At 71.1% G+C, this 23,331-nt stretch carries 20 protein-coding genes and 1 tRNA gene; 9 read left to right on the top strand and 12 right to left on the bottom strand.

Annotation, left to right across the window (positions count from 1 at the left end; all coding sequences use genetic code 11):
• Positions 1-146: 146 nt before the first annotated feature.
• Positions 147-1,004 (bottom strand): hypothetical protein, encoded by an 858-nt coding sequence (locus ACJ9NR_RS19905; RefSeq protein ID WP_412493920.1) that lies wholly within the window; start codon positions 1,002-1,004, stop codon positions 147-149.
• A 223-nt stretch (positions 1,005-1,227) separates the two neighbouring features.
• Between ACJ9NR_RS19905 and ACJ9NR_RS19900 the strand changes: the two genes are divergently transcribed.
• Positions 1,228-1,665, top strand: a complete 438-nt coding sequence (locus ACJ9NR_RS19900) for an ATP-binding protein (RefSeq protein ID WP_412493919.1) — start codon at positions 1,228-1,230, stop codon at positions 1,663-1,665.
• A 168-nt stretch (positions 1,666-1,833) separates the two neighbouring features.
• On the opposite strand, the gene pdxR is transcribed toward ACJ9NR_RS19900, so the two are convergent.
• The 3 genes from pdxR to ACJ9NR_RS19885 form a co-directional block, all read right to left on the bottom strand.
• On the bottom strand, positions 1,834-3,201 hold the full coding sequence (gene pdxR / locus ACJ9NR_RS19895; protein WP_412493918.1) for a MocR-like pyridoxine biosynthesis transcription factor PdxR: 1,368 nt from the start codon (positions 3,199-3,201) through the stop codon (positions 1,834-1,836).
• Between the two features lie 124 nt (positions 3,202-3,325).
• Positions 3,326-4,816, bottom strand: coding sequence for an aminopeptidase P family protein (locus ACJ9NR_RS19890; RefSeq protein ID WP_412493917.1), 1,491 nt, complete (start codon positions 4,814-4,816; stop codon positions 3,326-3,328).
• A gap of 82 nt (positions 4,817-4,898) precedes the next feature.
• The gene (locus tag ACJ9NR_RS19885; RefSeq protein WP_412494103.1) at positions 4,899-6,410 is read right to left on the bottom strand and encodes a PP2C family protein-serine/threonine phosphatase; all 1,512 of its coding nucleotides are present in this window, start codon (positions 6,408-6,410) and stop codon (positions 4,899-4,901) included.
• A 500-nt stretch (positions 6,411-6,910) separates the two neighbouring features.
• Here ACJ9NR_RS19885 and ACJ9NR_RS19880 point away from each other — a divergent pair, with 500 nt between their 5' ends.
• Together ACJ9NR_RS19880 and ACJ9NR_RS19875 are read left to right on the top strand one after the other, a co-directional pair.
• Positions 6,911-7,576, top strand: coding sequence for a bifunctional DNA primase/polymerase (locus tag ACJ9NR_RS19880; protein WP_412493916.1), 666 nt, complete (start codon positions 6,911-6,913; stop codon positions 7,574-7,576).
• Positions 7,577-7,632: 56 nt separating this feature from the next.
• The gene (locus ACJ9NR_RS19875) at positions 7,633-8,277 is read left to right on the top strand and encodes a hypothetical protein (protein WP_412493915.1); all 645 of its coding nucleotides are present in this window, start codon (positions 7,633-7,635) and stop codon (positions 8,275-8,277) included.
• Between the two features lie 243 nt (positions 8,278-8,520).
• Here ACJ9NR_RS19875 and ACJ9NR_RS19870 read toward each other — a convergent pair whose 3' ends face one another.
• The 3 genes from ACJ9NR_RS19870 to ACJ9NR_RS19860 all read right to left on the bottom strand — a co-directional run bounded on the left by ACJ9NR_RS19870 (position 8,521) and on the right by ACJ9NR_RS19860 (position 11,646).
• Entirely contained in the window at positions 8,521-9,483 is a 963-nt protein-coding gene (locus ACJ9NR_RS19870) for a DUF5926 family protein (protein ID WP_412493914.1), read from the bottom strand.
• Between the two features lie 511 nt (positions 9,484-9,994).
• Positions 9,995-10,651 carry an ATP-binding protein gene (locus ACJ9NR_RS19865; RefSeq protein WP_412494102.1) on the bottom strand — a complete coding sequence of 219 codons (657 nt, stop codon included), beginning with the start codon at positions 10,649-10,651 and terminating at the stop codon, positions 9,995-9,997.
• A gap of 167 nt (positions 10,652-10,818) precedes the next feature.
• Complete coding sequence (locus ACJ9NR_RS19860) at positions 10,819-11,646, bottom strand: glycerophosphodiester phosphodiesterase (RefSeq protein ID WP_412493913.1); 828 nt, start codon at positions 11,644-11,646, stop codon at positions 10,819-10,821.
• A 307-nt stretch (positions 11,647-11,953) separates the two neighbouring features.
• On the opposite strand from ACJ9NR_RS19860, the gene ACJ9NR_RS19855 reads away from it, so the two are divergent.
• Both ACJ9NR_RS19855 and ACJ9NR_RS19850 read left to right on the top strand, forming a co-directional pair.
• Positions 11,954-13,489 (top strand): S1C family serine protease, encoded by a 1,536-nt coding sequence (locus ACJ9NR_RS19855; protein ID WP_412493912.1) that lies wholly within the window; start codon positions 11,954-11,956, stop codon positions 13,487-13,489.
• A 109-nt stretch (positions 13,490-13,598) separates the two neighbouring features.
• Positions 13,599-13,685, top strand: a tRNA-Ser gene (locus tag ACJ9NR_RS19850).
• Between the two features lie 129 nt (positions 13,686-13,814).
• On the opposite strand, the gene ACJ9NR_RS19845 is transcribed toward ACJ9NR_RS19850, so the two are convergent.
• Positions 13,815-14,153, bottom strand: coding sequence for a hypothetical protein (locus ACJ9NR_RS19845; RefSeq protein ID WP_412493911.1), 339 nt, complete (start codon positions 14,151-14,153; stop codon positions 13,815-13,817).
• Positions 14,154-14,331: 178 nt separating this feature from the next.
• On the opposite strand from ACJ9NR_RS19845, the gene ACJ9NR_RS19840 reads away from it, so the two are divergent.
• The 4 genes from ACJ9NR_RS19840 to ACJ9NR_RS19825 all read left to right on the top strand — a co-directional run bounded on the left by ACJ9NR_RS19840 (position 14,332) and on the right by ACJ9NR_RS19825 (position 17,236).
• Positions 14,332-14,697, top strand: a complete 366-nt coding sequence (locus ACJ9NR_RS19840; protein WP_412493910.1) for a hypothetical protein — start codon at positions 14,332-14,334, stop codon at positions 14,695-14,697.
• Positions 14,698-14,928: 231 nt separating this feature from the next.
• The gene (locus ACJ9NR_RS19835) at positions 14,929-15,531 is read left to right on the top strand and encodes a hypothetical protein (RefSeq protein WP_412493909.1); all 603 of its coding nucleotides are present in this window, start codon (positions 14,929-14,931) and stop codon (positions 15,529-15,531) included.
• A 209-nt stretch (positions 15,532-15,740) separates the two neighbouring features.
• The gene (locus tag ACJ9NR_RS19830; protein ID WP_412493908.1) at positions 15,741-16,697 is read left to right on the top strand and encodes a DUF4240 domain-containing protein; all 957 of its coding nucleotides are present in this window, start codon (positions 15,741-15,743) and stop codon (positions 16,695-16,697) included.
• A 227-nt stretch (positions 16,698-16,924) separates the two neighbouring features.
• Positions 16,925-17,236, top strand: a complete 312-nt coding sequence (locus tag ACJ9NR_RS19825; RefSeq protein ID WP_412493907.1) for a hypothetical protein — start codon at positions 16,925-16,927, stop codon at positions 17,234-17,236.
• A gap of 653 nt (positions 17,237-17,889) precedes the next feature.
• On the opposite strand, the gene ACJ9NR_RS19820 is transcribed toward ACJ9NR_RS19825, so the two are convergent.
• The 4 genes from ACJ9NR_RS19820 to asnB form a co-directional block, all read right to left on the bottom strand.
• On the bottom strand, positions 17,890-18,579 hold the full coding sequence (locus ACJ9NR_RS19820) for a GAF and ANTAR domain-containing protein (RefSeq protein WP_412493906.1): 690 nt from the start codon (positions 18,577-18,579) through the stop codon (positions 17,890-17,892).
• Positions 18,580-18,658: 79 nt separating this feature from the next.
• The gene (ku, locus tag ACJ9NR_RS19815; RefSeq protein ID WP_412493905.1) at positions 18,659-19,762 is read right to left on the bottom strand and encodes a non-homologous end joining protein Ku; all 1,104 of its coding nucleotides are present in this window, start codon (positions 19,760-19,762) and stop codon (positions 18,659-18,661) included.
• A gap of 3 nt (positions 19,763-19,765) precedes the next feature.
• Complete coding sequence (locus ACJ9NR_RS19810; protein ID WP_412493904.1) at positions 19,766-20,719, bottom strand: hypothetical protein; 954 nt, start codon at positions 20,717-20,719, stop codon at positions 19,766-19,768.
• Positions 20,720-21,290: 571 nt separating this feature from the next.
• On the bottom strand, positions 21,291-23,132 hold the full coding sequence (gene asnB / locus ACJ9NR_RS19805) for an asparagine synthase (glutamine-hydrolyzing) (protein WP_412493903.1): 1,842 nt from the start codon (positions 23,130-23,132) through the stop codon (positions 21,291-21,293).
• Positions 23,133-23,331: the final 199 nt, after the last annotated feature.

The following is a 23,331-nucleotide window of genomic DNA, read 5'->3' as shown; positions in this document are numbered from 1 at the left end:
GTACCGGTACGCAACCGGTGGATTCCGGTGGTCGGAGGAGCGCGTGCGCACGCGGGCGCCGGCGACGGCGCCGGGGGCGGGCACGCGCGGGTGCCGCACGACGGCGGCCCCTCCGGGTGGCTGCACCGGGTGGCGGTCGCGTCGTGTCAGGCGGCGAGGGCGAGCACGGCGGCCGGCGGGCCGCGCCTGATCACGGTGTGCTGGAGCGCGGTGGTACGGGGTTTTGGTGACGTCCGCCGCGCGGTGCGCGGGGGACGCGGGTCCGCCTCGGGTACGGCCGGGAGCCCGGCACGCAGGGCGCGTACCAGCGCGAGCGCCGCGCGCAGGGAGCGTACGGCCGCGCCCTCGGCGACCGACTGCGCCGACAGCGCGGACAGTTCGGAGAGCCGCAGCAGGGCCAGGTCCCCGCGGCGCAGCAGCCAGCCGGCGGCGACCGCCGCGAGGACGTGGCCGAGCAGCATCGGCAGGGACGGCAGCAGTGAGGCGACGGAGCCGGAGGCGGACAGGGCGTCCGCCCGGTGGGGCAGGGAAGCCGTGCCCGCGCCGGTGGTGGTGTCCGGGGACAGGCGGGCGGCGGCGAGGATCCGGTGGGCCTGGGCGGGGCTGATCGCCGCGGCCGTGGTGCCGCAGACGAGGCGTGCCGCGCGTGCCACGAGGGTGGCGTCGGACGGGGCGTGCAGGGTGGCCGCCGACGGCATCGACGCCATGGGGGACGATGCCGCGGCCAGCTGCTGTCCCAGTTCGAACAGCGTGTGCAGCGCGACCTGTCCGACCGCGAGCAGCGCCACGATGCCGGGCAGCGAGCGGGCCCGTCCGGCGAGCGGTGCGGTGACCAGGACGGTCACCGTGAACCCGGCGCCCAGCGTCCACAGCGGGACCGTGGCACAGGAGGCGAGGATGTGACCGCCCGCGGCCAGCGCGACGCAGACCGCGGCGAACACCGTGGCCCTGAGGATCCGGAGATCGTTTCCGGAGCGCGCCGTGCGCTGGTGGGGGGCAGTCATGGCGGGCCCATCATCGCACTGGGCCCGAGGGGGCCGTGCGGCAGGTCCGCAAGGTTCCACAGGGGCCGGAAGGTCACTCTCTGGTACGGGCCGCCCGCGCATACACCGATTCCGTTCCGGACGCATCGCCCATATGGGCTGCATCACGTCAACTCTGTGCTTACACCGGGGCACTCGCGGCAATAAGAAACGGTATGTCGAGTCGCTGCCTGGAGGCCGGAGCATGAGCATCTGGTGGTCACTCCACTTGCGGCGGGAAGCCGCGAGCGTCCCGCTCGCCAGGCGGCTGCTGCTCGGCACCATGGAGTCGGCGGGCGTCGACCCCGACATCTCCTACGACCTCTCCGTGGCCCTCAGCGAGGCGTGCGCGAACGCCGTCGAGCACGGCGGGGGCACCGTTCCTTCCGAGGCGTACCGGGTCACGGCCTACCTCGACGGCGAGAAGTGCCGCATCGAGGTCACCGACTCGGGGCCGGGCTTCACCCCCTCCCCGGCCCCCCGCCCCGTCCGCGCCGACTCCGAGCACGGCCGGGGCCTCTTCTTGATCCGCGAACTCGCCGACCACGTCCACATCGCCGAGAAGCCCGGCCGCGAGGGCACGATCGTCAGCTTCGACAAGATCCTCAAGTGGCGGGAGAACGCACCGCTGCTGGCGGTGTGAACCACCCGCCGCTGATGCCGGGCCGCGTGATGACGGCGCTGCGCCCGAGCGAGGCCCCGACGCGGCTCACGGCCGCCGCACGGGGCTGACCTCCCGCGGCGACGGCGGCCCCGGGCACCGCCCGGCACCCGCGTGCGGCCCACGAGGCGGCGGGTCCGCTCGCGGGGGTCAGTCCACCGCGAGCACCTTCCGCAGCACCTCGAGCGCCTCCGGGTACGCCCGCTCCCGAGGCGTGCCGTAGCCGACGACGAGCCCCTGCGGCCGGCCCGGGCCGGGCGTGTGCCAGTGGTCGCCCAGGTGCCCGACCGCGAGCCCCTCCGCCTCGGCGCGCTCGAGCGCCTCCTCCTCGTCGGCGACCGCCACCAGCGCGTGCAGCCCGGCGGCGATCCCGCGCACCTTGTTCCGGCCGCCGATCCGGTCCAGCAGCTGGTCCCGGCGCCTGCGGTAGCGCAGTCGGGACGCGCGCACGTGCCGGTCGTAGGCGTGGCTGTCGATGAGTTCGGCGAGTGCGAGCTGGCCGATGGACTCGGTGTGGTGGTCGCTGTGCAGCTTGGCGTCGGCGACCGCGTCGACGAGGTGCGGCGGCAGCACCATCCAGCCGAGCCGCAGCGCGGGGCCGAGCGTCTTCGAGGCCGTGCCCAGGTAGACGACCTGTCCCGGGGCCATGCCCTGCAGGGCGCCGACCGGCTGCCGGTCGTAGCGGAACTCCCCGTCGTAGTCGTCCTCGACGATCAGTCCGCCCCGCGCGCGTGCCCAGTCGGTGACCGCCCGCCGCCGCTCGGGGTGCAGCGTCACCCCGGTCGGGTACTGATGGGCGGGCGTCACGACCACGGCCCCGGCGTCCCCCAGCTCCTGTGCGCACAGGCCCCGTCCGTCGACCCCTACCGGCACCACGTTTCCGCCGTTGCGCCGCACCACCTCCCGGTGGAACGGCAGTCCGGGGTCCTCCATGGCGATCGTGCCCCCGTTGAGGACACGGGTGAGCAGCGCGAGCCCCTGCACATAGCCCGAGGTGACCACGATCCGCTCGGGCGGCGCGATGACCCCCCGGGCCCGTCCCAGGTATCCCGACAGCGCGGTGCGCAGCTCGATCCGGCCGCGCGGATCGCCGTAGTCGTACGCCAGCAGCGGCGCCGTCGCTATGGCCCGGCGCAGCGCCCGCAGCCAGGCCGCCGCCGGGAACGCGCCGACGTCCGGGCTGCCGGGCCGCAGATCGAAACGCGGCGTACGCGCGCGTGCCGCCGCCGTGGGCGCGCCGTCGTCGAGCGAGGGCAGCGAGGCGACCTGCGTCCCCGACCCCTGCCGCGCCGTCAGATACCCCTCGGCGACGAGCTGGTCGTAGGCCGCCTTGGCGGTGCCCCGCGACACCCCGAGTTCCGCGGCGAGCCGCCGGGTGGCCGGCAACCGGGTCCCGGGCGCCAGCCGCCCGTCCCGCACGGCGTCGCGCAGAGCCCGCTCGAGCCCGACCCGCCGTCCCTCGCCGTCGTCGGTCTCCAGATGCAGATCGACACCGACACCGGCCAGAAAGCCGTCCACCTATCAACCCCCGTGAGCAGAGCGCCCCTCGGGGGCGCGGGGAACTGCGCGACCGGCCCACGACTACCCGCAGACCGCAGAGAAATGGCCGGGCACACGTCGTACCCGGCCATCGATCCGGCCGTCAGCCCTTCAGCGAAGCCATCCAGGACTCGACCTCGTCCGACCGCCGCGGCAGCCCGGCGCTGAGGTTGCGGTTGCCGTCCTCGGTCACCAGGATGTCGTCCTCGATCCGCACCCCGATGCCCCGGTACTCCTCGGGCACCGTCAGGTCGTCGGCCTGGAAGTACAGCCCCGGCTCGACGGTCAGGCACATGCCCGGCTCCAGCGTGCCGTCGACGTACGACTCCACCCGGGCGGCGGCGCAGTCGTGGACGTCGAGGCCGAGCATGTGCCCGGTGCCGTGCAGCGTCCACCGCCGCTGGAGACCGAGCTCCAGCACCCGCTCCACGGGCCCCTCGACGAGCCCCCACTCGACGAGCCGCTCGGTGAGCACCCGCTGCGCCGCGTCGTGGAAGTCGCGGTACTTGGCGCCCGGCCTGACGGCCGCGATCCCGGCCTCCTGCGCGTCGTACACGGCGTCGTAGATCTTCTTCTGGATCTCGCTGAAGCGCCCGCCCACCGGCAGGGTGCGCGTGACGTCCGCCGTGTAGTACGTGTGCGTCTCGACGCCGGCGTCCAGGAGCAGCAGCTCACCGGAGCGCACCGGCCCGTCGTTGCGCACCCAGTGCAGCGTGCACGCGTGCGGTCCGGCGGCGGCGATGGTGCCGTAGCCGACGTCGTTGCCCTCCACGCGCGCGCGGAGGAAGAACGTGCCCTCGATGTACCGCTCGGAGGTCGCCTCGGCCTTGTCGAGGACCTTCACGACGTCCTCGAAGCCGCGCACGGTCGAGTCGACCGCCTTCTGCAGCTCGCCGATCTCGAACCCGTCCTTCACCAGCCGCGCCTCGGACAGGAAGACGCGCAGCTCCTCGTCCCGCTCCGCGGTGACCTTGTCGGTCAGGGCCGCCTCGATCTCCGCGTCGTACCCGCGCACGACGCGCACCGGACCGGTGGCCTCGCGCAGCGCGTCCGGCAGCTCGCGCACGTCGGAGGCGGGGACGCCGTACAGCTTCGCCGCCTCGGTGAGGGAGTGCCGGCGCCCGACCCACAGCTCGCCCTGACCGGACAGCCAGAACTCGCCGTTGTCCCGGTCGGAGCGCGGCAGCAGGTAGATCGTCGCCTCGTGGCCCCCGCCCGCGGGCTCCAGCACGAGGACGCCGTCCTCGGTCTGGTTGCCGGTGAGGTACGCGTACTCGACCGACGCGCGGAAGGGGTACTCCGTGTCGTTCGAGCGGGTCTTGAGGTTGCCCGCCGGGATCACCAGGCGCTCGCCCGGGAAGCGCGCGGAGAGCGCGGCGCGGCGCGCGGCGGTCTCGGCGGCCTGGGCGATCGGCTCCAGGCCGCGCAGCTCCGTGTCGGCCCAGCCGGACTTCATGTTCTCGGCCAGCTCGTCGGAGACGCCCGGGTACAGGCCGTTCTTGCGCTGCTTGATCGGCTCTTCTTCAGTGGTCTCCATCCCCGCTGCGGCAGCAGCAGGTTCCATGGAGTCCGGGAGCTCCTCCGCCACGGTCATCCTCCTCGATACGGCACTGGACCCCCTCCATCGTACGGTCGTACGGAAAGGGGTCCGGGACCGGAAGCCCTGCTCCGGGCGGTCACTCGAAGCGCGCCGCCAGCAGTACGACGTCCTCCGGGCTCGGCGCCTCGTCCAGCCCGTCGGGCAGCACGGTCCGCAGCACGTGGTCGGCGATCGCGTCCGGGTCGTCGCGCAGCGCCCTGGGCACACCCGCGGCCGCCGCGTGCAGCCGGGCGAAGGCGCGGTCGGTGGGGTCGCCGGTGCGGTGCAGCAGCCCGTCGGTGTAGAGCAGCACCGTTTCGCCGCGCTCCGCCTGGAGCTCCACGCTCGGCGCCTCCCAGCAGGCGAGCATGCCGAGCGGCGCGGACACGGACGTCTCCACGAACTCCGTGCGCCGCTCGCCGACCAGCAGCGGCGGGCAGTGCCCGGCACCGGCCAGCGTGATCTTGCGCAGCGCGGGCTCGCAGTAGGCGAACAGCGCGGTGGCGGAGCGCGCGGGCTCGGTCAGCCGCAGCAGCAGTTCGAGGTCGGACAGGACGGCGACCGGGTCCTCGCCCTCCATCACGGCGTACGCGCGCAAGGACGCCCTCAGCCGTCCCATCGCGGCCACCGCGCTCGGTCCGGAGCCCGTCACCGAGCCCACGGCGAGACCCAGGGCGGCGTCCGGCAGCGGCAGCGCGTCGAACCAGTCGCCGCCGCCGCGCGGACCGGTGCGGTGCCGGGCGGCGAGCTGGACGCCGCCCACGCGGGGGAGCCGGGACGGCAGCAGCTCCTCCGACATCGTCGCCATGGACGCGCGCGTCCGCTCCAGCTCCACCAGCCGGGCCAGGTGCTCGCCGGCGTAGCGCGCGTAGAGGCCGACGAGGTGGCGCTGGCGCTCGAGCGGCTCGGCGGGCTCGTCGTACAGCCAGACCGCCGCGCCCAGCCGGCCCGCGCTCTCGCCGGCCAGGGGCAGGGCGTAGCACGCGGCGTAGCCGAGGCGGGCGGCCACCTCGCGGTGCCGGGGGTCGAGCCCGTCCTCGGCGAAGAGGTCCGGCTGGGCGATCTCGCCGTCCGCGCCCGGCGTGCCGTCGAGGATGCGGCCGTAGGACATGGCGCTGCGCGGCACCGTCTCGATGTGCCCGAGGTCGGCGCGGGCGAGGCCGAGGCCGATCGTCGTGTCGGGGCCGAGCCCGTCGCCGGGTTCCAGGACGACGAGACCGCGCCGGGCGCCCACCAGGGCGGCGCCGGCGCGCAGCAGTTCGCTCAGGGCGTCCGCCAGCGTGTCCGTGCGGGCCAGGCGCTCGGTGAGTTCGTGCAGTGTCGTGAGGTCCGAGACCCAGCCGGCGAGCCGGTCGGTGAGCAGCGCCCCTGGTGGGTGCGGCAGGGAGACCGGAGAACTGCCGGAGGCTGCGGGCGCGGGCGCGACAGTGTGTGCGGGCTTGGGAACCGTTGAATCGATTCCGGCCACTTTCGGAAGGTGAGGGGCGTTCATGGCGTCCGGCTTTCCGACCGGTGCGTACTGCTCAAAAGCATCGCAAACCCCCATGTCATTCTGCGTCGCCGGCAGTGTCTCCACATGTACACGCACTCGTGAGGGGATGTCCAGCATTGTCCTGCCGGGATTCCTGGTGTCCAGGGGCAAGCAGTGGCTCCTCTGCCTAAAAGCAAATTTGGCTTAAAACTGACTCCGGTTACGGCTTATTGCGGTCGACTGGGTTTGCTCCACAGAGCGTCACAGCGGTCGTGATGGGTACGTACTCGGTGAAGGCCAGGGGTGGTTGCCGCCACCCGGAACCTGGTACCCGACCCGGGCGTCTTAGCCACCGACGACCGTGCCCCATCCTCCCGTGGCAGCGGCGAAGAGAAATACACGGACGGCAAAACGCCAGACTTCGCCACCCCCGCGCCACGCCCATGCTTCTGATGGAATCGGCATGGACGGTGCCGTCGAGGCTGCCGCGGACGCAGTCAATGTTCGGCCGATAGGGGTTCCCCGTGCCTTCGGGCGGGGTGTGATGCGCCAACAGGTACGCACGGTGAAGTGATCGACACATGGTGTGATGTGGCCCACGGTGTTGCCAGCGGTGCAACGGAAAGGAACGAGCGCTCATGCGCGAGATCCTCGGAAGGCGACGCAGGCTCCTGTCCCAGCGCGGCGACGGAAGGCCTGAGTTGATCGGCGCGGCCCTGACCTTCGCGACCGAGTGGCAGTGGCCCGTTCTCCCGGGCGTGGCGGCGGACCCGCGGGGGCACTCCCGCTGCGGCTGCCCCGACGCGGACTGCACGGTGCCCGGCGCGCACCCCTTCGACCCCGGCCTGCTCGCGGCCACCACCGATGCCCGGATGGTGCGCTGGTGGTGGACCAACCGGCCGGCCGCGCCGATCGTCCTGGCCACCGGGGGCAACGCGCCCTGTGCCGTGAGCCTGCCGGCCCTCGCCGCCGCGCACACGCTCACCGCGCTCGACCGCCTCGGCATGCGCCTCGGCCCGGTCGTGGCCGCCCCGAGCCGCTGGGCGATCCTCGTGCGGCCGTACACCATGGAGCAGCTCGGCGAACTGCTCTACGCCAAGGACTTCGTCCCCGGCTCCCTCCGCTTCCACGGTGAGGGCGGTTACCTCGCCCTGCCCCCGTCCGAGACCGGCGAGGGAGAGGTCCGCTGGGAGCGCGCACCACTGCCCGGTTCGGCCTCCCCGTGGGTCCCGGACGTCGAGGCCGTGGTGGACGCCGCCGTCGAGGCCCTCACTCGTACGGGTGTGAGCGCGCCCGAGTTCTAGGGGTGTCGGGCGCGCACAGGTCCGCGCGCCCCGAAGCGGTGGCTATCTTCCGCCCTATGCTGCGACAACCTCGGGGACACAGCGCCCCACAGCCGCCCCGCGGCGGGCCAGACCCCCGGAAGGTCCGCCTCCTCGCCCTGGTGGGGGTCGTGGCGTGCGCGGTCGCGCTGCCGCTGGCCGTGGCGTCCGCGGGACCGGCGGGTGACGCGGGCCGCACGGTCGTACGCGCCCCCGCACGCGAGACCGTGCGGTCCTCCCCGCGCGAGACCGTACGGCCCTCCGGGCACGAGGAGGACGCCAAGGCGCGCTCCGCCGCCCCCGCCGGCTCGCCCCTGCTGCTCGGCCTGGGCCTGGCCACCGCCGTCCGCTGCGGCCCCGAACTCACCTCCCCCGGCGGCGTCGAGGCGCAGACCTGCGTGCTCACGCAGGGCGAGGAGACCTGGGCGCGCACCTACTACCGCAATGTGACGGGCGGGGCGCTGGACTCCGTGCTCAGTCTCATGGGGCCGGGTGGCCGCGCGGTGCGGATGACGTGCCGCGTGGGGGCCGATGACGAGCCGGGGACCTGCGAGACGCCCCGCCGGCCCAACCGGGGCGAGCCCTCCGCCTACACCGCCGTCGCGGAATTCGCCGGGCGGGCCGCGAACGGTCCGCTGCTGCTGCGTGCCGGAAGCAACTCCTCCGGACCCACCGGTGGTTGACGTCCCGTTGCGTTCCGTAAAGGAACTCGCGCGGAAAAAGGCCCGGTTGCTGGCGACGGGGGATGCACCAGCAACCGGGCTAATGGAACGGTAACAAGAGATCGGCGGTTCGCAAATTCGATCCTGACTTTCCAGTCACGTAATGTGCGTGGATCGAACGGGACTTGCGAGCGGACCAGCCGATTCCGGATGCTCGGGTTCAGCTGACCCGCCGGTCAGCCCGGCCCGGCCGCGCCGGATCCGTCAACTGAGCGTGACCTGCCGGTTGGTGAGGCCGCCGCGGGCCCGGCGCTCCTCGGCGGTCAGCGGCGCGTCCGAGGCGAGGGCGGCCTCGAGGCGCTCGGCGAACTCGGCCGCCGGCTTCTCGACGTCCTCCGCGCCGACCCCGCTCGGCAGGTCCCAGACCGGGACGGTGAGCCCGTGAGCACGGAAGGACCCCACGAGACGGGTGCCTTCACCGAGGCTCGAGCGGCCCGCCGCGTGCAGCCGCGCGAGGGCGTCCAGAAGCTGCTCCTCGGCGTGCGGCATGACCCAGCGCAGATGGTTCTTCTCCGGGGTCTCGCACCAGTAGGCGGCGTCCACGCCGGTGAGCCGGGCGGTCGGGATGGCCGCGGCGTTGGCCCGCTCCAGGGAGGCGGTCACCTCCGGCGTGGCGTTCTCCGCGTCCGGCACCCAGAACTCGAAGCCGCTGTGCACAACTGGCTCGAACGCGCCTTCGGCATCGAGCAGGTCCTGCAGCCGCGGGCCGCCGGCCGGAGCGCGGCGGCCCTCGACCGGCGTACCGGGCTGGACGGTCAGGGCGCGCCGGAGGTTGTCGGCGAGGTCGCGGCTGACGTCACCGGACGCCGTGTCGTTCTGCAGGCCCAGCAGCACCGAGCCGTCGTCGCGGCGCAGCGCCGGCCAGGCCATCGGCAGCACGGTCGCGAGCGTCACGGACGGCACGCTCTCCGGCAGGCCGCCCTTCAGCGTCAGCGCGACGGTGGCCGCGGGCACCAGCTCACGCAGCGCCACCCAGTCGCACTCGCCCGCGAGGCCCTCGAAAGGACGGTGCACCAGTTCGGTCGCGGCGTGCGCGGCGGCCCGCCCGTGGCAGGCCTTGTAGCGGCGGCCGCTGCCGCAGGGGCAGGGTTCGCGCGCGCCGACAACCGGGATCTCTCCGTCCGTGATCTGCGGCTTGGCCTTCGTCTGGGGTCGCTTCTTGGCCATCGTGGGTGTCTCCCGGTTACGGCTCGTCTGGTACGGCGGGAGCCTAGCCGTTCACACCACGACCCACGGAAACCTGCCACGCGTTCACCGCGGACGCCTGGGATACCGGGGACGATCGTCCGGATCCGGCCCGTGGGCCGCTCGGTCCGGGCCGGATCGTCCGGACCCGGCCTGCGGGCCGCTCGGTCCGGACCCTCGCACGCGGACCACCGGGTTCGTGTCCGCTGGGTGGGTCTGTGTCCGGGTTGCGGTTGTTTGGCGCGCGACTGCTGGGTGGGTCTGTGTCCGGGTCGCGGTTGTTTGGCGCGCGACTGCTGGGTGGGTCTGTGTCCGGGTCGCGGTTGTTTGGCGCGCGACCGCTGGGTGGGTCTGTGTCCGGGTCGCGGTTGTTTGGCGCGCGACCGCTGGGTGGGTCTGCGTCCGCGGCACGGTTGCTCGGTGCCCGACCGCCGGGCGTGTCCGCGTCCTGGTCGCGGTCGCGGGCGCTCGAATCGGTCCGTGTCCTGGAAGGTCAGTCCAAGTCCTCGAAGGCGTCCGCGAAGTCCAGGTCCGGCATCGGCGGAATCCTCGACGCCGACGGGGCGGTGACGCGCGTAGGACGCGCAGGAAACGACTCGCGGACCGGTCCGGCCTCGTGGTCCGGGATGCCGTCGTGCACCACGACCCACACGGTGACCTCGCCCCGGGCGTCGTCCCGGACCCCCCAGTCGTCGGCCAGCGCGGTGATGATGTTCAGCCCGCGGCCGCCGTGCGCCGTGATCGACGGGGTGGCCGGAGCCGGGCGGGTGGGTCCGCCACCGTCCGTGACCTCGACGGTGAGCCGGCCGCCGTGGTCCACGCGCCAGGCCGCCCGTACGTCGCCGTCCCCCGCAAGGGCGTCACCCAGTGGCCGGCCGTGCTTGCACGCGTTGCTCAAGAGTTCGGACAGAATCAGTACGGCGTCGTCGATGACCGAGTCCGGCACACCGCCCCTGCGCAGTTGCTCGCGCATACGATGTCTCGCCCGCCCCACGCCCGCAGGACCATGGGGTACGGCCATGCTCGACGACGTCGGCACCTCCTGTGCCACCACCAACGCCACCCCCGAGACCTCCTTTGCCCCACGCCACGGTGTGGATGCCCCATTGGCCTGAACCGGAAACCGGCCAGTCCACGTTGAGTGACGCATTCGCAACGATCGAACACGGACCGAACGCGCCGGAGCACTCCCTGTAGCCGCATGGCTGGATTTCGACTGTGGCCAAGTCTGGAGAATGGTGCCGAAGGGGTGCATGGGTCAAGGGTTCTTCACAGGTCTTTACCACTGAAGCGGGTTCGGACAGTGACGAAAGCGGCTCAGCGGTCGAGTTGCCGCAGAACGGCGCGCGGCCGGTTGGTGATGATGGCGTCGACGCCCAGGTCGACGCAGAGATCCACGTCTTCCGGCTCGTTCACGGTCCACACGTGCACCTGGTGGCCCGCCCGCTTCAGCCGCTCGATGTACGCAGGGTGATTGCGCACGATCCGGATGGAGGGGCCCGCGATCCGGACACCCGCCGGCAGCCGTCCGTCGCGCAGCCGGGGCGAGACGAACTGCAGCAGGTAGACCGTCGGCAGCGACGGCGAGGCGGCCCGCACGCGGTGCAGCGACCGCGCCGAGAAGCTCATGACGCGCACGGGGGACTCCTCGGCGGAGGCCGGGGCGTCCAGGCCGAAACGCTTCAGCTGCACCAGCAGGCGTTCCTCCACCTGTCCGGCCCAACGGGTCGGGTGTTTGGTCTCGATGGCCAGTTCCACCCGCCGCCCCGCGTCCGCGACCAGCTCCAGCAGCCGCTCCAGCGTCAGTACGGAGGTGTCCTGGGGGTCCTCGGGCAGGAACTCCCAGTCCGGTTCCTCGTCGCGGGTGCGCCAGAACTCCCTGGTCCTGCGCGAGCCGAAGTCCAGCGTGGCGAGGTCGGCCAGCTCCAGCGCGGACACCGCGCCCCGCCCGTTGGACGTACGGTTGACGCGACGGTCGTGCACACAGACGAGATGGCCGTCCGCCGTCAGGCGCACATCGCACTCGAGGGCGTCCGCACCGTCCTCGATCGCCTTCTTGTACGCGGCCAGGGTGTGCTCGGGCGCCTCCTCGGAGGCTCCGCGGTGGGCGACGACTCGGATCCGGTGCTGCCGTGCATGGGTCACCGCGTCATGGTGCCACCGGAGCTGGGTAGTCGTGCGATCGGAGGAGCATAGATTGCGCCCCTTTTGCCTGTCATGGCCTATATAAAGAACGGTCCCGGACCCACAGGCACCGCTTATGGCGCCCTGACGGCTCATGGGAAAGGCTGACGGCATACAAAAGAACATGCACAGCTGCAGCGCGCCGGACCGTCGACCAACGTGAACAAGCGTGTACGAGCGTGAACGAGCGTTACCCAGTGCGACCCAATGTGACCGAGTGCGACCGAGCGTGATCGAGAAGAACAGCCGTGGACCGAGGAGAGAAGCTGTGAGCACCGAGAACGAGGGAACCGCGGTACCCCCGGCCCCGTCCGCACCCCCCGTGCCGGTGGACGCTCCCCCTCCCTCGGCACCCGAGGCCCCCGCGGGCGGCGCCCCGACGGCCCCGCTCCCGCCGGTGCCTTCGAGCGCCCCCGGTGCCCAGGAGCAGGAACTGGTGCACGCGGGCCAGGGCCCCGGCTCCGGCCACGCGTCGGCGGGTTCGCAGGACCCCCAGGGACCGGGCGCCCCGCAGGGGCCCGGATCCGGAGCGCCCCAGGGCCAGGCCCCGGACGCCTCCTGGCCGCCCCCGCCGCCCGCGACGCCGTCCTACTCCGACCCGGGCTCCGGCGGCGGGCACTCCGGGGGTTCCGACTCCGGCGGCTCGGGAGCCGGATGGGGCACCACCTACCAGCAGGCCGCGCCGAAGTCGGGCCGCGGGGGCCTCGTCGCCGCGATCCTGGTGGCCGCGCTCGTCGCCGGCGGCCTGGGCGGCGGCCTCGGCTACACGCTGGCCAAGAACAACGACTCCTCCGGCTCCACGACCGTCTCCGCCTCCGACAGCGGCGGCTCCGTCAAGCGCGACCCGGGCACGGTGGCGAACGTGGCCGCCAAGTCCCTGCCGAGCACGGTCACCATCCAGGCCGAGTCCACCAACGGCCAGGGCGGCACGGGCACCGGCTTCGTCTTCGACACCCAGGGCCACATCGTCACCAACAACCACGTCGTCGCGGACGCCGTCGACGGCGGCAAGCTCACGGCGACCTTCCCGAACGGCAAGAAGTACGACGCCGAGGTCGTCGGCCACGCCCAGGGCTACGACGTGGCGGTCATCAAGCTCAAGAACGCCCCCTCCGACCTCAAGCCCCTGACACTGGGCGACTCCGACAAGGTGGCCGTGGGCGACTCCACGATCGCGATCGGCGCCCCCTTCGGCCTGTCCAACACGGTGACGACGGGCATCATCAGCGCCAAGGACCGCCCGGTGGCCTCCAGCGACGGCACCGGCAGCAACGCCTCGTACATGAGCGCCCTGCAGACGGACGCCTCGATAAACCCCGGCAACTCCGGCGGCCCGCTCCTTGACGCCTCGGGCAACGTCATCGGCATCAACTCGGCGATCCAGTCCACCGGCAGCGGCGGGCTCGGCGGCAGCAGCCAGTCCGGCTCGATCGGCCTGGGCTTCGCCATCCCGATCAACCAGGCCAAGTACGTCGCCCAGCAGCTGATCAAGACCGGCAAGCCCGTCTACGCGAAGATCGGCGCCTCGGTCTCCCTGCAGGACTCCAGCAACGGCGCGAAGATCACCGAGCAGGGCGCGGGCGGATCCGACGCCGTCGAGGCGGGCGGCCCCGCGGCCAAGGCCGGCCTCAAGCCCGGTGACGTGATCACCAAGCTCGACGACCACGTGATCGACTCCGGCCCCACCCTGATCGGCGAGATCTGGACCCACAAGCCCGGCGACAGGGTCACCATCACCTACGAGCGCGACGGCAAGACCCACACGGTCCAGCTCACCCTCGGCTCCCGCACGGGCGACAGCTGACCCACCGACCCACGCGCGCGTACCTCCCCGGGTTAGCACCATCTGCCCCACGCGCGCGCGTGCCAACCCGTTACTCTTGTCCCCGCGCCGCGCACGCCCGGCGGCGCGGGGAGGCGTGCCCGAGCGGCCGAAGGGAACGGTCTTGAAAACCGTCGTGGCAGCGATGTCACCGTGGGTTCAAATCCCACCGCCTCCGCACGACGAGCAGTGAGAACGGCCCCTGACCAGGAACATCGGTCGGGGGCTCTCGCCATGCGCGGTGCCTGCTAGTGACCGTGGTTCCCCGTGAGGTCCCGGTCTATCGGGCACGGATGGGGGCACGGCTTCAGTCGCCCTGGAACCACAAATAGCTGCCCGGAGTGCCGGCGCACTGCTCCAGCAACCCTGCAAGGTCCTCCAGGGCAGCGAGCTGACGCTCATCGGTGCACCGTCGCCGTAGATCGGGGATCTCAGCGAGAGCAACGGCAGCCTCCTGCTCATTCATCAGAGCATCCCCGTACGGATCCACGGCGGTCAGCTGCCCAGGCACCCCGAGCAACCGGAGTGAGCCGATCGCATCGGCCAACGCGTCCCCGTGCCCGTACGAACTGTGTAGCAGCGTCGCTCGGGACTTGCGCCAGTTACGGGTCAGCCGTGCTGAGTGCAGCTCCACGTCTATGCCCACGGGGCCATGATGCCTGCTACAGAGGCTCAGCATCTGATCCGTAGCTCTGTAGAGATCGGTCAATGGAGGTCATACGGGTTGCGGAAAGCATCGTGCGGGCCGATGTCGGTCGCTGGCGGTTGCTGGGGTTGCTGTACTTGGTTGCTGTACAGCAGGATCCCGGCCTGGGGGTGAAGCCATGGAGCGGGGAGAGCTCGAACGACTACTGGGTGATGGTGACGAGACGTCGTTGGCCGCTCTGTCTGCTCTCCGCTCGGGCGCTTCGTACATCGTCTGGGACGGGACGTCGTCAGCCGAGTCGCTCGCGACGGTCTACGGGCGCCGACTCCGCCACACCCTTCGGAGAGGCATCGAGACCACCGGCTTGGCGCGGGCCGTGCAACGCCTTGACCTGTACGACCGACCGGTTCGACTGGGCCAGATCAAGACGGCTGACGGATCGTGGATCTTCATGCTGTTTCTCGACGAGGACGGCGGCACGCTGGTGGCGTGCACCGGCGTCCGGCAAAGCCAACCGGGCCCGGCACGGCCAGACACTGGCTGACTCGCACTGCCAATACGCTTTCCAACTGTGGTGGTGGGGCTGAGGGCTGTGTGCAGGGGCGTTCACCTGGGTTCATGGGCGACCGGACGCTTACGTGTGATCGGGCTTCCAGTCCGCCGTGAACGGCGGTGAACCGAGCTGAATGAGAAGGAAATTGAGACGGAAATTGACACGGAGGCTGCCATACAACTTGGGTGACTGCGGGCTTCAGTTGGCTCTAGCGTTTCTGCCGTGATCAGCAGCGATGGAGTACGTCTGGGCGCGGAAGCCGCCCGTCGTCTGGCAGAGACGGGCCTGTATGAGTTCGAGCCGGGGCTGACGGACGCCGAGTTCGCCCGTATCGAGCGCGAGTACGGCTTCGAGTTCGCAGACGATCACCGAGCGTTCCTTGCCGCCGGCCTGCCGGTCAACGTTCCTCCCGAGGACGGGCAGACCTGGTCCAGGCCCTGGCCGGAGTGGAGGGGTGGCGACCTGGGCAGCCTGCGTCGACAGCTCGCCTGGCCGGTCGAGGGTGTTCTCCTCGACGTCGAGCACAACGCGTTCTGGTACGCCGGCTGGGGCGAGCATCCGTCTGATGGGGCGACGGCACTGGAGACGGCGAGGCGTCATCTGAGGGCGGCGCCGGTGCTGGTGCCCGTGTACGCCCACCGATACCTGCCGGCCGGGCGGGGAAGCTTCGGTCATCCGGTGCTCTCGGTGTGGCAGACCGATGTCATCTACTACGGGCTGGACCTGGCCGACTACATGCACCAGGAGTTCAACGAGGCACGCGGCGACGTCGACGAGCACTGGAACCCGAGGGCAACGGTCCCCTTTTGGGGGGACCTCATCTGAACCTGCTGTTGGACCGAGCAACGTGCGCCCTGAGCTTGGGAAGCTGCGGTCATTTGGGCCGATTGGGGCGCTGGCCTGGGCGAACGGGCGGGGAACTGCCTCGTCGGGCTCGGCTGCCTTCACCGTGATCCCCCGCTGTTCCCCGCCCGATCTGGTGCGCTTGTGGTGCGCCCGTACCGCTGTCAGACCCGAGTGCCAGGATGGCCGCCATGGACGAGGATGCGTTCTGGGCGCTGATCGAGGAATTCCGACTGGCTGAGCCTGACCCCGATGCTGATGGCCTCGCTGCGGCCCTTACCGCTCGTCTTGCGGCCGGGCCGTTGTCCTTGATCGTCGAGTTCGCCGAGCAGTTGGCCTGGATGCTGTACCGATTGGACCTCCAGGAGTACGGACATGGCCTCTCCGGCGACGCGTTCCTCTACGCGCGTGCGGCCGTCGTCGCCGACGGCCGTGAAGCCTACGAGCGGGTACTCAGGAATCCCGCGCGCTTCACGCCGTATGCCGAGGGCCTGATATGGGCCGAGTCTTTGCTCTACGTGCCAGACCGGGCGTACAAGGCCCTCACTGGGCAGGAGTGGGATCGCGGCACCCGCTACTCGTACGAGTCTTACTCGAACCGGGCCGGCTGGGGGCGACAGGCCATGACGGATGACGAGCTTGTCGAGGCCGTCCGTACCCGCGTCGCCGAGCGTGACCTGCCCCCGCCGGCAACGCTGGAGGACGTCGCGGCGGTCGAACGCGCGGTCGGCCGCCCGATGCCACAGTTGCTGCGGCGCCTCTACCTCGAAGTCGCCAACGGCGGCTTCGGAGTCTGGGAATGCCTCTCGTTGACGGACACCGGCAATTGGTTCAGCGACGAGCAGGACATTATCGAGGCCCACCGGCTCTTCTCGATGAAGGACGACTCCGACATCCCCGCAACACCCGAGGGGGTCGTCCCGCTCATGGACCGCGGCTGCTGCATGTGGACCCTGATCGACTTCAGCACCCCCGAGGGCCGCGTCTGGGACTGGGATGGCAATGACTGCTGCGTCCTGGTGCCGACCACATTGACCCTCGCGCGTTGGCTCACGGGATGGCTGGAAGGCTGGATCGTCCCAGGGCCGTACTCCCCGTTTAGGACACACGCTGACGGCTGCCCTGATCGGCAACCGTCTTCTTCGTAGCGGGCTCGGCTTAAAGCATCTCGTCATCAAGGGCTCGTCCGGAGGTAGTCCACGGCAGCCCTGACCACCGCTTTAGGGGTTCGATCGCTGCTCGGCTCTGCCGGGTGACCACCCAGTCGCGCCATTCAGGCCGTATCACCTGGGAGTGCTGGCGTCCGGCGCCGTTGACGTCACTCGTAGATGTCAGAACGGCGCAACCGTGTGGCGCACGCTGGCACGATGGTTCCGTGGCTGAACTGGAGCGTACCGCGGAGATCGTGGCGTACTACCGAGCACTCGACGAGCGCGCCGTCCTACGGCACTACTTCCGCCACGAGGACGAGGAGGGTGGCTGCTGGTACATCGAGGCGGCCCCCGACCGAGGCGAGTTGATCGTCCTCAAGCAAGCCGAGCTGACTTCGGCCGGCCAGCTCCACCGATATAGCTGGGAGCACCTGGAGGACGAGCGCGGGGGCCTGACAGACCAAGCGATCGATCCGGAAGAGGACCCCCTGGAAGGCATCTCGGCCGAAGAGTTCCAACGAGTGTGGAACCGGTGAGTGCACTGGACAACCACTTTAGGAGCGAGGTTGGGCGGTCATGGGCGTGACCTGCTGGTTCCTCGTCTCGGCTGACCATCTGTCGGTGCTCCGCTGGGTGCCTCGGTTCCCCGTGAGTCCCCGCTCCTTCTGGCACGCGAGTGGCACGGTCGGGGCCGCTTGTCCGTCGACGAGTGGATCACCTCACCGTGGAGCGTTCTGCCTGTAGTACGTAAGTAGGGGGAGCCGGTCACGCCGTCCAAGGAAGCGCTCTGACCTGGCCCTCAACCATCGTGCGGCCATGGACTGGTTGATATCCCTCGCCATCGCCGTCCCCCTCGTGGCGCTGGAGACGGCCATCGTCCGGGACTATTGAGGGCTTCGGAGTAGCTTCTACCAGCCTCGGACGGGACCTCCGTCGGAGGCAGCGGAGCAACGCTATGGGGGAGTCATCCGGCTTGTCGGTTGGGTCTTCATCGTGCTGCCGCTGTACCCGCTCGTCGGTGAGACGATCCGACTGCTCCTGTAGGTCTGTGTGCGATCTTGAAAACCGTCGTGGCAGCGATGTCACCGTGGGTTCAAATCCCACCGCCTCCGCGCACGTCAGAGACGTAGCAGGTCAGAAGGGGTGTCACTCTGCGGAGGGCACCCCTGACCGTTTCGTGGGGCTGCGGTCAGGTCAGGGCGCCGCGTTCGCAGACCAGGCGGGCGACCTCGCGGAGCTTGATGTTCTTCTCCTGCGAGTAGCGGCGCAGCACGGCGAAGGCCTGGTCCTCGGTCAGCTGGTGGCTGCCCATGATGATGCCCATGGCCTCGCCGATGGTGTGGCGGGTGGAGAGGGCCTCTTCCAGCTGGGAGTGCGTGCGGGCGCTGGAGAAGGAGACCGCCGCGTGGGAGGCCAGCAGCCAGCCCGCCAGTTCACTGGCCTCGGTGAAGGCGCCGGGGCGGCGGGAGTAGATGTTGAGCGCGCCGAGCTCTTCGTCGTCGGTGTAGAGCAGGAAGCCCATCATGCTGCCGATGCCGAGCTCGTGCGCCTTGGGGCCGAACAAGGGCCAGCGGGGCTGTTTCTGGGTGAAGTCCGGGATGCGGAACACCCGCTCGCCGTCCTTGGTACGGGCCGCGTCGAAGCACGGGCCCTGGCCCAACTGCTCCTGGAGCCGGTCGCTGTCGGTGACCATCTGCTCGGTGGGGGCCAGCGTCCGCACCTGTGTGTCCTTCAGTACCAGGATGCCGGCGGCGTCGCAGCCCTCCACCAGGTCGACGGCCGAGGCGGTGATGCGTCCCAGCGTGGAGTCGACCGATGTCTGCGCCAGCAGGTCCCGGGCCATGGACGCCATCTGCTGTGCGAAGTGTGCCCAGTCCATCGGGTTACCACCTTCCTGGCGTCCGTCGAGCCCCACGTCCAGCATTTCACGCCGGTCCCGCGGCGCGCGGGAGGTGCTGTCAGGCCGCGGACGTCTTGCGGAGCGCCCTGAGCAACTGGTCGCGGGTCATCTTCGAGCGGCCTTCGACCCCCGCGTCGGCGGCACGCCGGTAGAGCTCTGTCTTGGTGAGGGAGGACAGGTCGCCGTCGGCCTTTTCCTTCCCCTGCGCCTTTCCCTGTGCCTTCCCGTGTGCCTTTTTCTTTCCCTGCTCCTGCTTCTTCTGCTTGTTCGTCTCCTTCCGCTCCTTGCGGCGGTGCGAGTCCAGTTCGTGGATCTCCGCGGTCTCTGCGGTCTTTCCGGTCTTTGCGCGGGACTTCCCGCCGCCCCGGCGCGAACCCTTGGCGCCGGCGCCCTCGATGCTCTTCTCGAGGGCGGACATGAGGTCGAGGACGTTGGTGGTGTCCGGCGGGCCGGACTCGCTGACGACGTCCTCGCCGCGCCGCTTGGCGTCCACGAGTTCCTTGACGCGCTCCTCGAAGGTGTCCCGGTAGTCCTCGGGGTTCCAGTCGATGGTCAGGGCGTCGACGAGCTCCTGGGCGGTCCTGAGTTCCTTGCCGGTGGTCCTGGTACGTCGCGTCGGCAGCAGGTCCGCCACGTCGGCGGGGTCGCGGACCTCGTCGGCCCAGTGCATGGTGTGCATGACCAGGACGTCGGACTGGGCGCGCAGGGCGGTCAGATACTGCTTGCCGTGCATGGTGAAGGTGGCGACGCCCACCTTGTCCGTGCGCTCCAGGGCGGACCGCAGCAGCTCGTACACCTTGACGTTGTCCTTGCCGCGCGGCGCGACGTAGTAGGTGCGGTCGAAGTACACCGGCTCGATCTCGGGGAGGTCGACGAAGCCGGCCATCTCGATCACCTTCGACCTTCCCGGTGCCACCTCCTCGAGCTCCGCCGGCTCCACGACGACATAGTCGCCGCCTCCGAGGTCGTAGCCCTTGACGATGTCGCGGTGGTCGACCTCGCGGCCGGTGCGCTCGTTGACGCGCTTGTTGCGGATCCGGTCGGAGGTGCCGCGTTGCAGCTGGTGGAAGTGGACCGTGTGGTCCTCGGTCGCCGTGAAGAGGGCCACCGGCACCGTGACCAGTCCCAGCGTCACGACTCCGCTCCAGACGGGTCGCGCCATCACCTATCGCCTCGCTCTCTGCTTGCCTGTGCGGGTACGCCCCCGTGGGCGCCCACGCCCCGGTTCGTCCAGGCGCTTGACCTGGTCGGCCGCGCTCTCGGCGCGGCGCCGGGCCTCCCTGACCCGCCGGTCGGCGCCGCGTGCCTGCTCGCGCGCCTTCCGCGCGGCCGCCTCGGCCCGCTGCTGCTCCTCCTCGAGCCGGCCCAGCTCCTCGGCCAGCTCGCCGACGCGCCGCTGGAGCGAACCGGCCCGTTCCCGCGCGTCGTCCGCCTGCCGGTCGGCCTCCGCGGCCTCCTCCTGGCGGGTGGTGAGCTCGCGTCGGGCGGCCTCGGCCTTCTGCCGGGCCTGTTCGAGCCGGCGGCGGCGTTCCTGCTCGGCCTTGCCGTTGTCCTCGCCGCGTCGTGCGGGCCCGGGCCGTGCGGGCCCGGTCCCCTCCCGCTGCCGCGCCGTCCTCGCGGGCCGCGGGCGGGCATCCTCCGCCGCCGCGGGAAACCCCGCGGCCCGGTCGAACGCCTTGACCAGGCGCCCGGTGGCCCACTCCGCGGCGGCGCCGGTGTCGGCCAGCACGGCGTGCAGGATGGTCTCGACCTCCCGCTGGGCGTCCTCGCTGATCGGATGCCCGGCCTGATCGGCCAGCTGCCGTGCCTGCCGGGACAGCGCGTTGATCACGACGTGCTGCTGCCGGCTGAGGTCGCGCAGCTGTGCCCCGTCCAGATCACGGTGGGCCCGGCGCAGTTCCTCCCCGAGTCGCAGCAGCGACTCGGTCTCCTCCGGCTGCTCGCGGACCAGCAGGTTGCTCGCCCACGCCGGCAGACTGGGCCGGCGCAGCTTGCCGATCTTCCCGGCGAGCGCGCGGTCGCCCGCTCTGCGGGCCTCGGCCGCGCGGGCGTCACGGGCCGCGGTGAAGTCCTCCGGCCGCAGTCCGTACAGCTCGTCCGCGACAGTGTCCAGGTCCACCGCGTCCCTCCGCGATCGACGCCACGGTGCCGAGTCCTCCCGCGATCGACGTCACCGTCCCTTCGCGATCGAGGTCACCGAGGCGGGCCGGTCACCCGCGCTGCGCGCTCCGCTCCTCTTACGGGTTCCGCACCGCCCTTCGCTACCGCCCTTCGCTCCTGTTACGGGTTCCGCGCTTTTCGCTCCCTATGCCACTGTCTGTCTCGGATAGCGGGGGCATGCTGCTGTCGGCCTGGGCACGTTGCCGCCGTCTGTCCTGGGCACGCGGGCACGCTGCCGCCGTCCCGGGTGCACACAGCACACAGCACACAGCACGCTGCCGCCTGCCGCCGGCCCAGGCAGGGGCCCGCCCGCGCGCACGCTGCCGTCGCCCCCGGGCACTCGCGCAAGCCGCCCCCGCGCACACCACCCGGCACGCCGCCACCCCAAGCACCGGCACCCCCCAAGCACCGAGACCCTAAGCACCGAGACCCTAAGCACCGGCACCCAAGCACCGGCACCCAAGCACCGGCACCCAAGCACCGGCACCCAAGCACCGCGACCCCAACCACCGCCCCCGGAATCGCCGCAGTCAGCCGAGGTCGATCTGAGGGCGGTACATGTCCAGCCACTGGGTCAGGTCGAGGGCCCGTTCCAGGCCGCGTCGCTGGGCCTGGTTGCTCACGGGCGCGTCGTGGTGGGCGACGCGGTGCAGGCGGTCGTGGTCGACGAGGTCGAAGACCGGGTGGGCGGGCCGGGCCAGCAGGTCCTTGGCCTGGTCCTGGAGCGCGACGGCGTACTTGGGGTCCTGGGTGGAGGGGTACGGGCTCTTGACCCGGTCGTACACCGACTTCGGGAGCAGGTCGGCGGTCGCCTCGCGCAGCAGGCTCTTCTCCCGGCCGTCGAAGGACTTCAGCGCCCAGGGGGTGTTGTAGACGTACTCGACGAGCCGGTGGTCGCAGAACGGGACCCGTACCTCGAGGCCGACGGCCATGCTCGCCCGGTCCTTGCGGTCGAGCAGGATGCGGACGAAGCGGGTGAGGTGGAGGTGGCAGATCTGCCGCATCCGGTACTCGAAGCCGCTCTCGCCCTCGAGGCGCCGGACGGCGCCCACCGCGGTGCGGTAGCCGTCGGCGACGTAGCCGTCCAGGTCGAGCGAGGCGAGCAGGTCGGGGCGCAGCACCTCGGAGTCCTCGCCGAAGTGGCGGCCGAAACTGACCAGCCAGGGGAAGGTGCCGCCGCGGCGGGCCTCCTCGTCGAAGAACTGGAGGTAGCCGCCGAAGACCTCGTCGGCGGACTCGCCGGACAGGGCGACGGTCGACTGGTCGCGGATGGCCCGGAAGAGCAGGTACAGCGAGGCGTCCATGTCGCCGAACCCGGCGGGCAGGTCGCGGGCCCTGATCACCTTCGCGCGCACCTCGGGGTCGGCGAGCGCCTGCGCGTCGAGCACGATGTCCTGGTGCTCGGTCCGGGCGGTGCGGGCCACGTCGTGCACGAACGGGGTGTCGGGGGTGCCGCGCAGCTCGTCGGCGACGAAGTGGTCGCTCTGGCCGACGAAGTCGACGGCGAAGCTGCGCACCTTCTCGCCGTGTTCGCCGAGTTGGCGTGCGGCGAGCGCCGTCATGGCCGAGGAGTCGAGGCCACCGGAGAGCAGGGTGCAGCGGGGCACGTCGGCGACGAGCTGGCGGCGCACGATGTCGTCGAGCAGGGAGCGGACGGTGGCGATGGTGGTGTCGCGGTCGTCGGTGTGCGGCCGGGTCTCCAGCCGCCAGTACGCGCGGCGGTGCACGCCCGAGCGGTCGACGGTGACGACGGTGCCGGGTTCGACCTCCGCCATCCCCTCCCACACGGCGTGCCCCGGGGTCTTGATCATCGTGAACAGCTCGCGCAGGCCGTCCAGGCCGACCCGGGCGGAGGCCAGCGGGTTGGCCAGGATCGCCTTGGGTTCGGAGCCGAACAGGACGCCGTCGGGGGTGGGGTAGTAGTAGAAGGGCTTGATGCCCATGCGGTCGCGGATCATCACCAGCTTGTCGTGGCGGCCGTCCCACACGGCGAGGGCGTACATGCCGTTGAGCCGTTCCGCGACCTGTTCGCCCCATTCGAGGTAGCCGTGCAGGACGACCTCGGTGTCGGAGTCGGTGGTGAAGCGGTGGCCGCGGGCGGTGAGGTCGCGGCGCAGTTCGGTGAAGTTGTAGGTCTCTCCCGAGTACACGAGCGCCACGCTCCCGTGCGGGGTGCCGGCGGTCATCGGCTGCCGGCCGCCGGGCAGGTCGATGATCGCGAGCCTGCGGTGCCCGAGGGCGGCCGGGCCCTGCACCCAGGTGCCGCGGTCGTCGGGGCCGCGGCAGTCCATGGTCTCGGTCATCGCATCCAATGCGGCTGACTCGGTGCGCAGATCGCGGTCGTAGGAGATCCAGCCGGTGATGCCGCACATGGGGCGCCTCCTGATACGGGTCTGCCGCAGGGGCCTTCCTCACATGCGGTTTCCCGCGCGCAACGGCACCCTGAGAGCAAACAAGATGTAATTGCCATCTATGTGTGAGGGTGCGTCGGGCCGGGCGAATGGTCAACACGGCCGTAACCCGTACGGCCCCCGCGACCCGACGGTTTCGGCCTGACTTTGCTCACGCGAA

Source organism: Streptomyces sediminimaris, from assembly GCF_047049295.1.
In the GTDB taxonomy this organism is placed as follows: Bacteria; Actinomycetota; Actinomycetes; order Streptomycetales; family Streptomycetaceae; genus Streptomyces; species Streptomyces sediminimaris.
The sequence above is the reverse complement of the archived record's forward strand: the minus strand, read 5'-3'. Positions and strand labels throughout refer to the sequence as shown.

Excerpts from the sequence above, each read along its gene's own strand:
- ACJ9NR_RS19870 (WP_412493914.1), bottom strand. The coding sequence starts at position 9,483 with ATGGCCAAGAAGCGACCCCAGACGAAGGCCAAGCCGCAGATCACGGAC.
- ku (WP_412493905.1), bottom strand. The coding sequence starts at position 19,762 with ATGGCGCGACCCGTCTGGAGCGGAGTCGTGACGCTGGGACTGGTCACG.
- ACJ9NR_RS19865 (WP_412494102.1), bottom strand. The coding sequence starts at position 10,651 with ATGCGTCACTCAACGTGGACTGGCCGGTTTCCGGTTCAGGCCAATGGG.
- asnB (WP_412493903.1), bottom strand. The coding sequence starts at position 23,132 with ATGTGCGGCATCACCGGCTGGATCTCCTACGACCGCGATCTGCGCACC.
- ACJ9NR_RS19840 (WP_412493910.1), top strand. The coding sequence starts at position 14,332 with ATGGAGCGGGGAGAGCTCGAACGACTACTGGGTGATGGTGACGAGACG.
- ACJ9NR_RS19885 (WP_412494103.1), bottom strand. The coding sequence starts at position 6,410 with ATGCTGGACATCCCCTCACGAGTGCGTGTACATGTGGAGACACTGCCG.
- ACJ9NR_RS19900 (WP_412493919.1), top strand. The coding sequence starts at position 1,228 with ATGAGCATCTGGTGGTCACTCCACTTGCGGCGGGAAGCCGCGAGCGTC.
- ACJ9NR_RS19880 (WP_412493916.1), top strand. The coding sequence starts at position 6,911 with ATGCGCGAGATCCTCGGAAGGCGACGCAGGCTCCTGTCCCAGCGCGGC.
- ACJ9NR_RS19875 (WP_412493915.1), top strand. The coding sequence starts at position 7,633 with ATGCTGCGACAACCTCGGGGACACAGCGCCCCACAGCCGCCCCGCGGC.
- ACJ9NR_RS19905 (WP_412493920.1), bottom strand. The coding sequence starts at position 1,004 with ATGACTGCCCCCCACCAGCGCACGGCGCGCTCCGGAAACGATCTCCGG.
- ACJ9NR_RS19890 (WP_412493917.1), bottom strand. The coding sequence starts at position 4,816 with ATGACCGTGGCGGAGGAGCTCCCGGACTCCATGGAACCTGCTGCTGCC.
- ACJ9NR_RS19820 (WP_412493906.1), bottom strand. The coding sequence starts at position 18,579 with ATGGACTGGGCACACTTCGCACAGCAGATGGCGTCCATGGCCCGGGAC.
- ACJ9NR_RS19830 (WP_412493908.1), top strand. The coding sequence starts at position 15,741 with ATGGACGAGGATGCGTTCTGGGCGCTGATCGAGGAATTCCGACTGGCT.